Annotated in this window: 15 protein-coding genes; 5 read left to right on the top strand and 10 right to left on the bottom strand. The window is 71.6% G+C overall.

The window, feature by feature from the left end:
• Positions 1–4 precede the first annotated feature (4 nt).
• Together ASG53_RS13660 and ASG53_RS13655 are read left to right on the top strand one after the other, a co-directional pair.
• Entirely contained in the window at positions 5–880 is an 876-nt protein-coding gene (locus ASG53_RS13660) for a tetratricopeptide repeat protein (RefSeq protein WP_056134473.1), read from the top strand.
• A gap of 4 nt (positions 881–884) precedes the next feature.
• Complete coding sequence (locus tag ASG53_RS13655) at positions 885–1469, top strand: 1-acyl-sn-glycerol-3-phosphate acyltransferase (protein ID WP_056134470.1); 585 nt, start codon at positions 885–887, stop codon at positions 1467–1469.
• 5 nt (positions 1470–1474) lie between these two features.
• On the opposite strand, the gene ASG53_RS13650 is transcribed toward ASG53_RS13655, so the two are convergent.
• Complete coding sequence (locus ASG53_RS13650) at positions 1475–2539, bottom strand: ABC transporter ATP-binding protein (RefSeq protein ID WP_179913318.1); 1065 nt, start codon at positions 2537–2539, stop codon at positions 1475–1477.
• A gap of 113 nt (positions 2540–2652) precedes the next feature.
• Here ASG53_RS13650 and ASG53_RS13645 point away from each other — a divergent pair, with 113 nt between their 5' ends.
• The 3 genes from ASG53_RS13645 (at position 2653) to ASG53_RS13635 (ending at position 5143) form a co-directional block, all read left to right on the top strand.
• Entirely contained in the window at positions 2653–3327 is a 675-nt protein-coding gene (locus tag ASG53_RS13645) for an ABC transporter permease (RefSeq protein ID WP_056136295.1), read from the top strand.
• Positions 3324–4010, top strand: coding sequence for an ABC transporter permease (locus ASG53_RS13640; protein ID WP_056134467.1), 687 nt, complete (start codon positions 3324–3326; stop codon positions 4008–4010). The genes ASG53_RS13645 and ASG53_RS13640 overlap by 4 nt, the downstream gene beginning before the upstream one ends.
• A 110-nt stretch (positions 4011–4120) precedes the next feature.
• Entirely contained in the window at positions 4121–5143 is a 1023-nt protein-coding gene (locus ASG53_RS13635) for a glycine betaine ABC transporter substrate-binding protein (RefSeq protein WP_056134464.1), read from the top strand.
• Positions 5144–5222: 79 nt separating this feature from the next.
• Here the strand turns inward: ASG53_RS13635 and ASG53_RS13630 are convergent, their stop codons facing one another.
• The 9 genes from ASG53_RS13630 to ASG53_RS13590 form a co-directional block, all read right to left on the bottom strand.
• A complete protein-coding gene (locus ASG53_RS13630) occupies positions 5223–5819 on the bottom strand; it encodes a hypothetical protein (protein WP_056134461.1) in 597 nt (198 codons plus the stop codon).
• On the bottom strand, positions 5816–6388 hold the full coding sequence (locus tag ASG53_RS13625; protein ID WP_056134457.1) for a TerD family protein: 573 nt from the start codon (positions 6386–6388) through the stop codon (positions 5816–5818). The genes ASG53_RS13630 and ASG53_RS13625 overlap by 4 nt, the downstream gene beginning before the upstream one ends.
• 9 nt (positions 6389–6397) lie before the next feature.
• A complete protein-coding gene (locus tag ASG53_RS13620; RefSeq protein ID WP_056134454.1) occupies positions 6398–6856 on the bottom strand; it encodes a hypothetical protein in 459 nt (152 codons plus the stop codon).
• Positions 6857–6929: 73 nt separating this feature from the next.
• Entirely contained in the window at positions 6930–8129 is a 1200-nt protein-coding gene (locus tag ASG53_RS13615) for a toxic anion resistance protein (RefSeq protein ID WP_056134451.1), read from the bottom strand.
• Positions 8130–8389: 260 nt separating this feature from the next.
• On the bottom strand, positions 8390–9127 hold the full coding sequence (locus ASG53_RS13610; RefSeq protein ID WP_082544076.1) for an Abi family protein: 738 nt from the start codon (positions 9125–9127) through the stop codon (positions 8390–8392).
• Between the two features lie 127 nt (positions 9128–9254).
• The gene (locus ASG53_RS13605) at positions 9255–10730 is read right to left on the bottom strand and encodes a dihydrolipoyl dehydrogenase family protein (protein ID WP_056134445.1); all 1476 of its coding nucleotides are present in this window, start codon (positions 10728–10730) and stop codon (positions 9255–9257) included.
• 119 nt (positions 10731–10849) lie between these two features.
• A complete protein-coding gene (locus tag ASG53_RS13600) occupies positions 10850–11548 on the bottom strand; it encodes a response regulator (protein WP_056134442.1) in 699 nt (232 codons plus the stop codon).
• A complete protein-coding gene (locus ASG53_RS13595; protein ID WP_156382812.1) occupies positions 11545–12738 on the bottom strand; it encodes a sensor histidine kinase in 1194 nt (397 codons plus the stop codon). Before ASG53_RS13595 ends, ASG53_RS13600 begins: the two co-directional genes overlap by 4 nt.
• A gap of 5 nt (positions 12739–12743) precedes the next feature.
• A complete protein-coding gene (locus tag ASG53_RS13590) occupies positions 12744–14966 on the bottom strand; it encodes an MMPL family transporter (RefSeq protein ID WP_082544075.1) in 2223 nt (740 codons plus the stop codon).
• Positions 14967–15080: the final 114 nt, after the last annotated feature.

Genomic DNA, 15080 nt, shown 5'->3' with positions numbered 1-15080 from the left:
CGCCATGGATCGCAGCCTCCCCCTCGACGCGCACCGCGGTGCCGCAGACGACGTGTCCCGTGACGCCGCCGAGGCGTACGGTGCCCAGGACTACCCGACGGCTGAGCGCGGCTGGACGCTCGCCCGCGACTACTTCGTCGCGAACGGCCACTCCCTCGAGGCGGCTGCCGCCGCCGTGGGCCTCGGAGACGTCTTCTGGGACACCGGACGAGGCGCCGAGGCGAGCGTCGCGTACGCCGAGGCGCTCGCGGTCTACAGGGCTGCCGGGCTGACCCGCCAGGTCGCCGGGTGCCTCATGAACCTCGGGCTCGCCCACGGTGCAGCCGAGCGCCTGGCCGAGGCTGAGACCGCCTACGTCGAGGCCCGCGAGACCTACTCGACCCTCGGTCTCGAGCGTGAGACCGCCAGCGCGAACCTGAGCCTCGGCGGGATCCTCGCGGCTGCGGCACGGTTCGACGACGCAGCCACCGCGTACACCGCGGCCCTCGCGTTCTACGAGAAGCACCAGCTCCGCTCACGCGTCGCCGACTGCGCGGCCGGGCTGGCGCTCGTGCTCCGCGAGACCGGTCACCTGGCCGAGGCCGACACGAGCTACACCGCCGCCCTGGACATCTACACCGAGCTGGACCTGGCGCGTCAGCGGGCTGACGCACTCGCGGGCCGCGGAGCGACCCGGCACGCCGCCGAGCGCCTCGACGACGCCGAGGCCGACTACACGGCAGCCCGCACCACCTACACCGACCTCGGGCTCCACCGCCCGGCTGGCGCGTGCCTCGTCGCCCTCGCTGAGATCTACACGGCCGCAGGGCGTACCGACCAGGCCGACGCCGCCTACGAGCTGGCCCGGGGCGAGTACTCCGGCAGCACCGGGCCGCGGTGACCTGGTGATCCGCGAGCACGTCGCACGGGTCTACTGGTCGCTGAGCCGCTGGACGCTCAAGACCGAGCCGATCGACCGGGACGGGGCGGGCATCCTCGTCGGGGCCCCGCACACGTCCAACTGGGACTTCATCCACATGCTCGCCATCACGGCACGGGCGGGTGTGCCTGTGCGCTACCTCGGCAAGCACACGCTGTTCAAGCCGCCTTTCGGATGGCTGATGCGTGCCCTCGGCGGGATCCCCGTGGACCGCCGCGCTCCGGCAGGGCTCGTCGACGAGCTCGTCTCTCGTGTCGCCGCAGGGGAGAAGTTCTACCTCGTCGTCACGCCCGAGGGCACACGCAGCAAGGGCGAGTACTGGAAGTCAGGCTTCCTGCGGATCGCCCGCGAGGCAGGGCTCCCCGTCACGCTCGGCTACGTCGACCGCACGACCATGACCGCCGGCCTCGGGCCGACCTTCACCCCGAGCGGCGACGTCCGCGCAGACATGGAGCTCGTCCGGGCCTTCTACGCCGACAAGGCCGGTCACACCCCCTCGCGCCGGACAGAACCACGCCTGCGCGAAGAAGACCAGCCCACCCAGGACTGAGCGCCTCAGCCCGCGATCGCGTCGCGGTGGTCCTCGGCGACGAGGCGCCTGAGCGACGCGAGCAGGTCGTCTGCGGTGAGCAGACCGACGGTCTCGCTGCCGTCGGTGACGAGCACGCCGCCGGTCTCGGAGACGGCGAGCTCGGCGAAGGCCTCGTCGAGGGACGTGCCGAGCGGGATCGACGCGAGGGTCGCCCCGGGGTGCACGTGCTCGAGCGGACGCAGGTCGTCGCGCGAGACGTGCCCGAGGCCGAGCATGCGCATCGACCGACCGGCACCGATGAAGTTCTCGACGAAGTCGTTGGCCGGCTGGGACAGCAGGCGCAGGGGGGTGTCGATCTGCTCGATCACGCCGCCCTTGCTGAAGACCGCCACGCGGTCGCCGAGCTGGACGGCCTCGTCGATGTCGTGGGTGACGAGCATGACCGTCGTCCCGAGCTCGGACTGGATGCGGCGGAACTCGCTCTGCAGACGTCGGCGGCCCTCGGGGTCGACGGCACCGAAGGGCTCGTCCATGAGCAGGACGGGTGGGTCGACCGCGAGGGCCCGGGCCACACCCACGCGCTGGCGCTCGCCGCCGGAGAGCTCGTGCGGGAAGCGCTTGGAGTAGGTCTCAGGTGCCAGCCCGACGAGGGCGAGCAGCTCCTCGACGCGCGCCTTCGTGCGCTTGCGGTCCCAGCCGACGAGCCCCGGGACCGTGGCGACGTTCTGCGCGACGGTGCGGTGCGGGAACAGCCCGACGTGCTGGATCACGTAGCCGACACGGCGACGGAGCGCGACGGCGTCGGTGCTCATGATGTCCTCGCCGTCGAGGGTGATCCGGCCACCCGTCGGCTCGACGAGGCGGTTGACCATGCGCAGGGTCGTCGACTTTCCGCAGCCCGACGGACCCACGAGGACCAGCAGCTCGCCCTTGCGGACCTCGAGGTCGAGGTCGGTGACCGCGACGGTCTGGTTGCGGAACTCCTTGCGGACGTCCTCGAAACGGATGAGGACGTCGCCTGGCGCGACGCTCGACGCGCCGCCGCTCTTCGGGTCGGTGCCGTGGTGGGACGTCCGTGCGCTGCTCATGGCGACGACGCTACCGGGAAGTCCCGACACCGGCGCGGGCTGGAGCCCGGGGGCGACAGAGGTCACCCTCGTTGCCCGCGCCGGTGTCGGCGGCAGCCGGTACCGTCGGGCAGATGACTCCCGAGCAGCCAGCCAACCCGTGGCTGTCCTGGCAGTACGTGCAGGACAACTCGGACGAGATCCTCCGGTATCTCGGTGAGCACGTCACCCTCACGCTCCAGGCGATCGCCATCGCTCTCGTCGTCGCGATCCCGCTCGCCGCGCTCGCCCACGCCTGGCCCCGCCTCGCCGGGCCGCTCGTCGCGACGACAGGCGTGCTCTACACGATCCCCTCCCTCGCGCTCTTCGCGGTCGTCTACCCCTTCATCCGGGACCGTCGGACGACTGTGCTGCTGGGGCTGGTCCTCTACGCGCTGCTGCTGCTCGTGCGCAACACCCTCGTCGGGCTGCGGGGCGTCGACCCTGCTGTGACCGACGCCGCCCGCGGCCTGGGCTACGGGCGGTGGCGCATGCTCTTCACCGTCGAGCTCCCCAACGCGCTCCCCGCGGTGATCACCGGTCTGCGGCTGGCGTCGGTGAGCACGGTCGCCCTCGTGACCGTCGGTGTCGTCATCGGCTACGGCGGGCTCGGACAGCTCATGTTCCGCGGGTTCACGAGCGGCTACCACGCGCAGATCATGACGGCGACGCTGCTCTGTCTCGCCCTCGGCCTGACGATCGACCTCGTGCTCTACCTGGTCGGCCGGCTCGTCACACCCTGGTCACGAGCGGCGGTGAGCGCACGATGAACGAGATCGAGGCCGCGATCGCGTGGCTCAACGACCCCCTCAACTGGTCGGGGAAGGGCGGCATCCTCGCCCTGACCGGCGAGCACCTCGTCATGACGCTGCAGGCCGTCCTGCTCGCCTCGGTCGTCGCGCTGCCGCTCGGGGTCGTGCTCGGGCACAGCCGCCGTGCGGCGAGGCTCGGCACGTCGACGGTGGTCCTCACCAACGTCACGCGCGCCCTGCCGACCTTCGCGCTGCTGACCATCTTCGCGTCGACAGGTGTCGGCTTCGGCAACACCCCGACCGTCTACGCGGCGGCGATCTTCGCGCTGCCGGTGATCCTCGCGAACACCTACGAGGGGGTGCGCAGCGTCGACGCCGACATCCGCGACGCGGCCACGGGCATCGGCATGTCCGGCCCACGAGTGCTGCTGCACGTCGAGCTCCCGCTCGCCCTGCCGCTCATCACCTCAGGGCTGCGCACAGCCGTCGTGCAGGTGATCGCGACCATCCCGCTGGCCGCCCTGGTGGGTGGCGGAGGCCTCGGCATCATCATCACGCAGGGCTTCGGCACCCAGCGCTACGGCCAGGTGCTGGCCGGCGGCGTGATCGTCGCGCTGCTCTGCCTGGTGGTCGAGGGGCTGCTCGCCCTCGGCCAGCGACTCCTCACCCCCGCACCGGTCCGAGCCCTGCAAGGGTCCTGACCGGCCCACAGACCGTTATCAGAGCGATACCGAATCCGCGCCCCGCCCGGTTGCCCTGCACCTGGCGTCGCGGTCCACTAGACCTTCGACCTCTCTACCCTGGAGACACCATGCGCGCTCGTCGCACGACCATGACCACGACCGCGGCAGCGCTGGGGCTCGTCCTCGTCCTCGCTGCCTGCGGTGACCCTGGCTCCTCGAGTGGCTCGGGCACCTCGTCGGCCTCGACGCCGACAGCCGCCTCGAACCTCGAGGTCTGCGACCCCGTCCCCGGCGACACCTTCGTCGGGCTCGAGGACGACAAGACCCTCCAGAACCCCGACAACATCATCCCGGCCGTCAACGCGGCCGCAGCCGGTGAGAATGCCGACATCGTCGCGACCCTCGACACGGTCTCGGCCGTCCTGGACACCCCGGCGCTCGTCGACCTCAACAAGGCCGTCGACGTGGACCGTCAGACCTCCCAGCAGGCCGCTGCGGACTTCATCGCGGCCAACGACCTCGGCTCGCCGGAGTCCGTCGGTGACGGCGCAGAGGTGATCGTCGGTGCCCCGAACTTCTCCGAGGGCCAGACCCTCGCGAACCTCTACGTCGAGGTGCTCAAGGCCGCAGGCTACGACGCCAAGACGCAGGACGTCGGCAACCGTGAGCTGTACCTGACGGACCTCGAGTCCGGTGCGATCACCGTGATCCCCGAGTACGTGAGCACCCTGACCGAGTTCCTCAACGCCAAGGTCAACGGCGAGAACCCCGAGCCCGTCGCCACGACGGACCTCGACGCGACCGTCGAGGGTCTGACGACCCTCGGTGAAGAGGTCGGGCTGGTCTTTGGCACGCCGGCCGACGCCCAGGACCAGAACGCCTTCGCGGTGACTGCGGCCTTCGCCGAGGAGTACGGCATCACGACGCTGACCGACCTCGCGACCACCTGCGGCGACGTCGTCCTCGGCGGACCGCCGGAGTGCCCCGAGCGTGCGTTCTGCCAGCTCGGTCTCGAGGAGACCTACGGCCTCGAGGTCGGCGAGTTCGTCTCGCTCGACGCCGGTGGCAACCTCACCAAGGACGCCCTGCGCCAGGGCAACATCACCGTCGGCCTGATCCTCTCGAGCGACCCGTCGCTCGCGACCAGCTGACCGCTCGAGTCACCACCGAGGGCCCGGCCCGCACGTCCCGAGAGGGACGGCGGACCGGGCCTTCGTGCGTCCTGGCGGGTCAGGCGAAGGCGTAGGCCGCCTTGACGGTGCCGAGGGTGGGGTAGGGCTCGCCGTCGTAGCGCAGGTGCATGCGGCCGTCGTGCTGGTACACGGCCAGGACCGTGATGCTCGGGTCGCAGGCGATGGTCGTGCCGCCGTAGAGGTTGACGGTCACCGACGACGTGCTCGGCAGGTAGAACAGCACCCGTCGCAGGCCGCGCGAGTGCCGCAGACCGAGCACGAAGCCGGGCATGCGGTCGTAGGAGACCAGCGGGCGCCGACCGGCGTCGAGCGGAGCGGTCTCGACGCTGCCCTGTCGCATGTCGTCGAGCTCCCACAGCACGTCCATCCCGGTCACATCGCCGCCGACGACCACCTGGAGGGAGCCGATCGCGCTCTGGAACCTGCTGAGCGCGAGCATCGGCTGACGAGGCTCCAGGCGCCCTGTCCCGGAGACCCGGGGGATCGAGCGGGCCGGCGGCTCGGGCTCGTGGCTCGCCGCAGCCGGGGTGCCGATGCTCAGCCGGACGGCCGACGGCGCGGCGACCGCCGCCGAGGCGTCAGGGCGCCGCGGCGGGCGCCGACGGACGAAGGAGTCGAGAGGGGTGCCGCTCACAGGTCGAAGCCGAAGTTGTGCGCGACGTCGGCCACACCGCCCGCGAAGCCCTGGCCGATCGCCCGGAACTTCCACTCGTTCTGGCGGCGGTAGAGCTCACCGGCGACCACAGCGCTCGTCGCGCCGAGGTCTGCGGCCTCGACCGGGTAGCGGATCACCTCGGACCCGGCCCTGTCGAGGATCCGCACCACGCAGCCGCGGACGCTGTCGAAGGTGCCCGGCTGACGCAGGTCAGGGTTGACGTAGAGGATCAGCGCGATGCTCATGACGTTCGAGGGCACGCGCTGCAGGTCGACCTCGATCTGCTCGACGTCGCCGCCGGGCAGCGACCCGTCAGGCTCGTACGAGACGGCCTCGTCCGGGCTGAGCATCTGGTTGAAGAACACGACGTGCTGCGACGACACGGCGAGGCCGTCCTGGCCGCAGGCGATCGCGCAGGGCACGACCTCGGTCGCCGGTCCGTTGCTCTGCACGACGTCCCACGAGAACCCGACCGTGATGGTGGTCGCGGTCGGGATGTTGTGAGTGACGGAGGCGTTGGCGCCCTTGACGAGCGTGATGGCAGGCATGTGTGTGAGTCACCCAAACTTCTCGCGGAGGAACCGGCCGTTGATCTCGAGCTGCGCGTTGTCGTGCGCGTAGACCGCGGTGACCATCGAGTGCACCCGGCCGTCGAGGAGACGCAGCTGGCTGAGCAGCAGCTCTTCCCGCGTGGCGCGCTCGGCCCGCGACGCCAAGAACGCGTTCACGGTCGAGGGGATGTAGTCCTTGATCATGAACTCGATGGCGATCTGCTCGTCGAGGGTCGGCGGTGCGACGAGCGTGTGGTCGAGCAGCTCGTTGAGGTTGTCGAGCATCGAGAACAGCACGATCGACGCGGGGACCGGGAGCGCTGCGCCGCTCTGCTTCGCGGCGGCGAACAGCCCGCGCAGGTGCCCCTCCATGGTGTCGTGGAAGGGCACCTGCGGCTCCGGCTCGGCGGCCGGCGCCGGGGTGTCCGGGACGGGCTGCGACCGTCGTCCGAACAACCAGCTCATCGGTTCGTCCTCGTCGGTGCGTGCGTGGTGCCGACCCGCTGTGCGGCAGGCGGCGGGGTCAGGAGCGGATCGGTCAGGACGTGATCTCGGGGCGGCTCTGCGCCCGCTCGAGGTACGGCTGAGCCCGCTCGATCTGGCCCTCGAGGGACGTGATCGTCACGGCCATGCTCGACGCGGCCTCGGCACGGAAGGTGTCGATCGCGTCCATGGTCGCGAAGACGTCCTGGAAGGCCTTCTCGAGCTTGCCGATCTCGATGGTCGAGGCCGCGGCCTGGCGGTGGATGTCCGCCGAGGTCGTCTTGAGCATCTCGGCGTTCGAGGCGATGAGGTCGCTCGTCGTCCGGTTGAGCGCGGTGATCTGGTCGAGCACGAGACGCTGGTTGGTGAGCGCCTGGGCGACGATCACGGCTGTGCGCAGCGCGGAGAGCGTGGTGGTGCGGGCGCGGTCGACACCCTTGATGAGCTCGACGTTGTTGGCACGCACCATGTCCATCGCGAGGTAACCCTGCGCGGACACGGCGAGCTGGGTGAGGATGTCCTCGCGGCGCTGGCGGACGGCGAACAGCACATCAGAGCGCATGGCCTTCGCGGTGTCGGGGGCGGAGACCTCGACCTCGGCGATCTTCTTCTCGACCGCTGCGTCGAGGCCGCCGAGGAGCACGGCGTACTCGGAGAGCGTGCCCATGGTCGTCCAGAGGTTGACCTTCTCCTGCTCGATCGACGCGTTGTCCTTGCGGAGCTCGTCCTGGCCGGACTCCAGCGCGCGGGTGATCGAGTCGAGCTGCACCTGGGCCGACTTGTAGCGGTCGAAGTACCGGGCGATCTTCGACCCGCCGGGGATGAAGCCGAGGATCTTGCGGGCACCGGTGAGGTCGGCGCGGTTGGGCGTGAGGTCTTCGACCTGGAAGCGCAGGTCGGTGAGCGTCTTGGCGACGCGGGCCTGGGCGTCGCCGGCGTCACCGCTGCCCTTCGCCGCGGCGAGGGCCGACGCGGGGCGCTCGAGCATGCGGTTCGACGCGTTGGCCGCGCCCTGGATCTCGTCACGGCCCAGGGTGGTGATCTCGGTGATCTTCGCCTGGAGCTCGGGGCTGTTGGGCGTGAGGGTCGCGAGCTCGGCTGCGTAGGCGTCGGCGGTCGCGGCGAGCTCTGCCTTCTTGGCGTCCGGCACGGGCACCATGCCGCCGACCTGCTCCGGCTGGACCGCGGCGACGGGGGCCGGCGGCTGGAGCACCAGCGATGCTCCGGGAGGGGTCAGGGGGGTGCTCTCGCTCATGGGGACTCCGCTTCGTGGGCTCACTGGCTGAAGGCTGATCGACTCACGACTCTACCGCTTGACGCCGCGCCCCGACGGGGATCCGCATGGGTCCGTCTGCCCACGTCGGAGTGCGGGTGACCGACGGTCGGTGGCAGCTCAGCGAGGAGCAGGTGACAGGAATCCTGAGACGAACGGAGAGCCGCTCTCGAAGAAGTCGCGGACGCGTGCGGCTCGCTGGTCAGCTGGGTCGATCGCGAGGAGAAACCTCTTGATGGCGATCACCGCGGCGCGGGACCTTGGGAGTCGAAGGCAGGCTCGTGACGTCTCGTCTTGCGCTGGACAGGAGTCTGCACGTCGAGGCGGCGGTGCCAGAGCTGCCCGTGGTGCGCGCAGGTGTTCCGCAGGACCGCGAGACTGTGGACGGTCGACGTGAAACCGCCCCAAGGAACGGAGTACGACGCTGCGACGGCTCGAGCAGCGCGGTCATCTACCAGGTACTCCAGGATCTTGGACATGGAACCGAAGGAGAAGACCTCGAGAGCGACCCAGACCGGGACGGCCGAGTAGTCGTCAGCCACGGCGTAGCGCGCGACCGTCGGACGGCGTGCCCGGCTCAGCTCCCCCTCGAGCTTGTCGAGGAAGGACGAGAGGTGAGGTGTGACCGCCAGGTAGCTCGCTGGGTCAAGGTAGAACGCCTGGTTCCCGTGCTGGTGGGCCAGGTGATAAGCGAACCGGGCACGGAGCGACCGCTCGATCACGCAGAGCGCATCCAGCAGCAGGGCGGACAGCTGCTCGTCGTGATCGTGGGCGGCCACGACCGTCTCGAAGGTGGTTCCAGGCTCGAAGGTCTGGCCTGTGGCCGATCGTGGCGAGACCTGAAACTGCCTCGCGTACCCCGAGAGCCTGTAGTAGCTGGAGTTGAAGAGCGTCCGTGTCGCCATCTCTCGGTCGACGACCTCGAGCCCACGGCCCGTCATGAGATCGACCTGCTGGTCCAGGGATAGCGCTGGTTTCATCTCAGACAGATTACACAAAAGGCCCCACCTATTTGAGGAAGCTCTCGCTCTAGCCTTGGTGGGGCGCTGTTGGTGTGAGTCTACAGCGACGGGCGCGGCCGCTCAACGCTCTCGGCCTGCGGACTGGTCACAGACCGGCGGCCTCCAGCAGGCGGAGCCAGACCTCGGAGACCGTCGGGTAGGACGGGACGGCGTGCCACAGACGGTCGAGCGGGACCTCGCCGACGACCGCGATGGTCGCGGCGTGCAGCAGCTCGGCGACCTCGGGCCCGACGAAGGTCGCCCCGACGATCACGCCACGGTCCCGGTCGACGACGATCTGCGCCTTTCCTGTGAAGCCGTCGGCCGCGACGGCCGCGCCGGCGACCGACCCGAGGTCGTAGGAGAACACGTCGACCAGGTACCCGGCGTCCTTCGCGGCCTGCTCGGTGAGCCCGACGCTCGCGACCTCGGGGCGCGAGAACACGACCTGCGGCACGGCCTGGTGGTCGGCCGTCGCGCGGAAACGGCTCCAGTCGGGGGCGTCGAGCTCGCCCTCGGCGGAGCCGCCGAAGCGCGCGGCGACGACGTCACCGGCGACCCGGGCGTCGTACTTGCCCTGGTGGGTGGTCGCGACACGGCCGGTCACGTCGCCGACGGCGAAGAGCCAGCCGCCGTCGACACCCTCGACGAGCATCGCGTCGTCGACTGTCAGCGGGTCGCCCGCCGTGAGGCCGACAGCCTCCAGCCCGATGTCGGCCGTCGCAGGCTTGCGGCCCGTGGCGACGAGCAGCTTCTCGGCCACGACGGTCTCGGTCGAGCCCCCCGACGACGTCACGAGGTGGGTGCTGTCGCCGTGGACCTCGACCGAGGTGACGTCGGTGCTCAGCCGCACGTCGACGCCGAGGTCGCGCAGGGAGTCGGCCACGGCGTCCCCGGCGAAGGGCTCGTTCGCGGCGAGCAGCCGCTCGCCGCGGACCACGAGCGTGACCTTCGTGCCGAGGTCGGCGAAGGCCGTCGCCATCTCGACGCCGACCACACCGCCGCCCATGATCGCGAGCGAGGCGGGGACGTCCTTGACCGAGGTGGCCTCGCGGCTGCCCCACGGGTTCGACTCGGCGAGGCCGTCGACGGGCGGGACCACGGGGACGCTGCCTGTCGCGAGGATCACCGCGTGCCGGGCCGTGAGTGTCGTGACGGAGCCGTCCTCGGTCGTCACGTCGAGGGTCTTGGGGCCGGTCAGACGGGCGCGGCCGCGCACGAGCGCGATCCCGGCGCCGTCGAGCCACTCCACCTGGCTCGAGTCGTCCCAGCCCGAGGTGAAGGAGTCGCGCCGGGCCAGCACCTTGGCGGGGTCGAGGGTCCCGGTGATCATCTCGGCGGCACCGGGGACAGCACGGGCGGCCTCGAGCACGGCTCCCGGGCGCAGCAGCGCCTTGGACGGCATGCAGGCCCAGTAGGAGCACTCCCCGCCGACGAGCTCGGCCTCGACCACGGCGACGCTCAGGCCCGTGCGCCCGGCGCGGTCGGCGGCGTTCTCACCCACGGCACCGGCCCCGACGACGATCACGTCGAAGGTGGTCTCGGTGGTCTGGCCGTGCTGGTGCTCGGTGCTGGCGCTCATGCGGGTGCTCCTCGTGTCGGTGGGCTCTGCCCATCGTCGCCCCTCGGGGCGAGCAGCGCAGCCCGGAGGAGGCTGCCCCCCCGCTCGCCTCAGCCATGCTCACCTCAGCCGTGCTCGCCTCAGCCGCGCTCGGCGAGCCCCGCACGGAAGGCGAGGACCACCATCTGCGTGCGGTCGCGCACGTCGAGCTTGGACATGGCGTGCCCGAGGTGCGTCTTGACGGTGTGCGGCGAGATGTGGAGCTCCCGGGCGATCTGCAGGTTGTCCAGGCCAGCGGCGGCGTGCTCGACGATCGTGCGCTCGCGGGGGGTGAGGCTCGCGACGCGTCGCTCGACGTCCGGGTCGACGGGCTGCGGGGCGGGGACCCGGGCGACGTGCTGGACGACGGCCCGGGCGGCGGTCTGCGAGAGCGACACCCCGCCCGACGCGACGCGGCGCATCGCCTCGACGAGCTCCGAGGGCTCGGCCACCTTGCTGAGGAACCCGTCGGCCCCGGCCTGGACCGCGCCGAGGACGTCGGGGTCGTCGTCGAAGGTCGTCAGGACCAGCACCCGCGTCCCGGCGAGATCGGGCCGGGCGCGGATCGCCCGGACCGCGGCGGTCCCGTCGAGGACGGGCATGCGCAGGTCCATGAGGACGACGTCCGGGCGCAGGGCCACGCACATCTGCACGCCGGCCTCGCCGTCGGCGGCCTCCCCGACCACCTCGAGGTCGTCGACGGTCTGCAGGATCCCGCGGATCCCGGCCCGGATCATCGCCTGGTCGTCGACCACCAGCACCGTGGCGCGTCGGTGGGTGCCTGCTGCTGGCCCGGTCATGCGGTCTGCCTCGTGCTCTCGGTCGGGAGGTCGACGACGACCTCGAAGCTGTGCGGGGTGTCCTCGACACGCAGGCGCCCCCCGGCTGCGGACACACGCTCCTGCATCCCCACGAGGCCGAAGCCCGTGCTGGCCGAGCCGGGGTCTGCCGCACCGGGCCAGGCGTGGTCCCGGCCGTTCGTCACGCGCACGGACAGCAGCGTCTCGTGCTGGCTGACGCTCACGTCGACCGAGCCGTCTCCGTACCGGACCGCGTTGGTGAGAGCCTCCTGCAGCACCCTGTAGACGGTCACGTCGACGGCCTGCGGGAGGTCCCCGGGACCGACCTGCTCCGCGTAGGAGACCCGGACGCCAGAGGCCCGGACCGACCTCACGAGGTCGGGGACCGCGGCCATGCCGGGCACTGTCGTGTCAGCACCTGTGCCGCCCTCCTCGCGCAGGACGGTGAGGACCTGCTGCATCTCGCCCACGACGGTCCGCGCGGCGGTCCGGATCGCACCGAGCGAGGCCGCCGCGTCGTCGGGGGAGGAGCGCAGGTTCCGCTCGGCCGCACCGGCGTGGATCGCGATCACCGCGACCGTGTGCGCGACGGCGTCGTGCAGGTCGCGGGCGATCCGCAGGCGTTCTTGGGTCAGCCGCCGGCCGACCTCGCGCTCGCGGTCCCTCGCCTCGGCGCGCCGTGCCGCCTCGAGGGCAGCGACGTGGTCGCGCTGCGCCCGGACGGCCAGCCCGGCGCCGAGCACGGCGGCGGTCCAGGTGAGGAGCGCGAAGGTCAGCAGGTCGACGACCGAGTTCGACTGGGCGAGGACGCTCTGCCCGACGAGCGTGACGGCGAGCGCACAGGCCGCCCCCGCAGCGACCCGTCGGTCGCTGCGCAGCGCGACGCTGAAGAGGCAGGTCTGGGCCATCACCCACAGAGCCAAGGTCGCCCAGGTCGCCTCGGGCCAGCCGAAGCCGCCGACGGCGCTCGCGGCCGTGACGAGCACGAGGGCGAGGGCCGGCTGGCGGCGCCGGAGCACGAGCCCGACCGCCGCGACGCCGAGGGCGGCGAGCGCCCCGGGCGGGACGGGCTCGGCGCGCCCGACGGCGGACACCACGGCGATGACGCTCACGACGTCGAGGACGCCCTCCCAGAACCGGGTCGGGCGGATCTGGGGCAGGGCTGCTCCGCGGGGCGTCGATCTCGGCACGGGCACTACCCTCCCACCTCCTGCCACGACAGGCTGTCGGGTCGGGCTCGGCGAGCCCCCGTGGTGCCAGACGCGTCACCAGGCTCCTCGAGGGAGCGCCCCTCGGTGTCGAGGTCGGGCAGCACCCGACCGAGCCAGCGGGGCAGCCACCACGCGGACTCGCCGAGCAGCGCGAGGACTGCCGGGACGACGATCATCCGGACGAGGAAGGCGTCGGCCAGCACCCCGACCGTGAGGGCGAGGGCGATCGAGCCGACGAGCGGGTCCAGCCCGAGGGCGAAGCCGCCGAAGACGGCGGTCATGATGGTCGCCGCCGCGGCCACGACCCCGGCGCTGCGCCGGAACCCGTCGACGACGGCGTCGGCTGGTGCCATGCCCTTGCGGTGCGCCTCGTGCATGCGGGACACGAGGAACACCTGGTAGTCCATCGCGAGGCCGAAGAGGATCCCCACCACGAGGATCGGCAGGAGCGACGGCACGGGGTCGCCCTGAGGTGCCTGGATCAGCGCGTCGAGCCAGCCCCACTGGAACACCGCGACCATCACGCCGAGACCTGCGCCGAAGGACAGCAAGAACCCGGCCGTGGCGACCACGGGGACCAAGACCGACCTGAAGAGCAGCACGAGCAGCACGAGGGAGAGGCCGACGATCACGAGGAGATAGGTCACCAGGGCCGTCGAGAGGAGCGCGTCGATGTCGAGGCCGAAGGCCGTCGTCCCGGTGACCGACAGCTGCACGCCGTCGACGCCTGTGGCGCGGATCGCGGCGACGAGGTCCTCGGTCGCGGGGTCGAGGGGACCCGTCGCGGGGACCACCGTGACGATCGCCGCGCTCCCGTCCGGGGCGGTCTGCGCGTCTGCGACCGAGGCTGCTCCGTCGAGCCCCGCCAGCATCGTCTCGACCTGGGGGAGCGCCGTCGCGAGGTCGGCGCCGTCGGGCTCGACGAGCACCACGAGCGGGCTCTGCGCACCCGGCCCGAAGGCCTCGGCGACGAGGTCGTAGGCGGCCCGCTCGGTCGAGGCCGGGTCGCTGCCACCGGGTGTCTTGAGGGCTGTCTGGAGGGAGAGCACAGGCACGGCGAGCACGACGAGCAGGACGACGGTCGGGACGAGCGCGAGGAGAGGACGCCTCACGACACCGTGACCCCACCGTTCGAGGAGCCCGCGCCGCGCGGGACTGCTGGTCGTGGTCGCGCCGGGCAGAGGTGCGTTCCGCTCGGACCGCGGGAGGACCCGGCGGCCCGCCCACGACATGAGGCCGGGCAGCAGCGTGAGTGCCACGAGCACGGCGACCAGGACGGCGAAGGCCGCGGCGAGGCCCATCTCGGTGACCGTCGGGATGCCGACCACGGACAGCCCGACGAGCGCGATGACCACGGTCGACCCTGCGAAGACGACCGAGGTGCCGGCGGTCCCCACGGCGTGGCTCACGGCGTCGTCGACGGCCCGCCCCTCGCGCAGCTCGGACCTGAACCTGGCCAGGACGAAGAGCCCGTAGTCGATGCCCACGGCGAGCCCGAGCATGATCGCGAGGATCGGCGTGATCGACCCGATCGGCGCCGCTGCGGAGAAGGCGAAGACGCCGAGCGTCCCGACGAGCACACCGAGCAGCGCGACGAGCATGTTGGCCCCCGCGGCGACGAGCGAGCCGTAGGTGAGCAGCAGGACGAGGAAGGCGATCGCCGCGCCGACGGCCTCGGTCGGCCCGACCAGCTCGACGGGCTCGACGTAGACCGACCCGCCGACCTCAGCGGTCAGACCAGCAGACCTGGCCGAGGCGGCCAGCGCCTCGACGGCGTGCTGGGCCTCTTCGGCCTCCGCGTCCGACAGCCCGGAGAAGCCGATCGGCACGATCGCCGTCGTGAGGTCGGGGGAGACCGCCGGGGCGGAGGGGTCGAGGGGGTCGCCGACGGTCGCGACGGACGGCAGCGCGCGGGCCTGTGCGACGAGAGACTCGACGGCAGCCGCGGCGTCGCCTGTCGTGATGTCGTCCGCGACGAGGACGAGCTGGAGCTCCGAGGTGTCGTCGGCCCCGGGGGCCGTGAACCGCTCGTCGACGATGTCGAGAGCCCGCCCTGACTCGGTCTCGGGCAGCCCCTCCTCGTCGGTCAGCTGCGCACTGGTCGCAGCGACGGCTCCGAGGCCGACGAGGACGACCAGCCAGACGACCAGGAGCAGACGACGGTGCCGGGCGCTGAACGCTCCCAGCCTGAAGAGCAGGCGAGCCATGAGGGTCCTCTCAGACGACAGACCCGAGCTCTGGTCGAGGCGGGCTCCCTCCAGCCTGTCTGCGAGGTGGCGACAGGGCGTCGCCCGTCTGGGGGTTCTCTTCTCACCTGTCTG

The sequence above is a fragment of the Sanguibacter sp. Leaf3 genome (assembly GCF_001425965.1).
Taxonomy (GTDB): domain Bacteria; phylum Actinomycetota; class Actinomycetes; order Actinomycetales; family Cellulomonadaceae; genus Sanguibacter; species Sanguibacter inulinus.
This window is presented reverse-complemented; position numbering and strand designations above follow the sequence as displayed.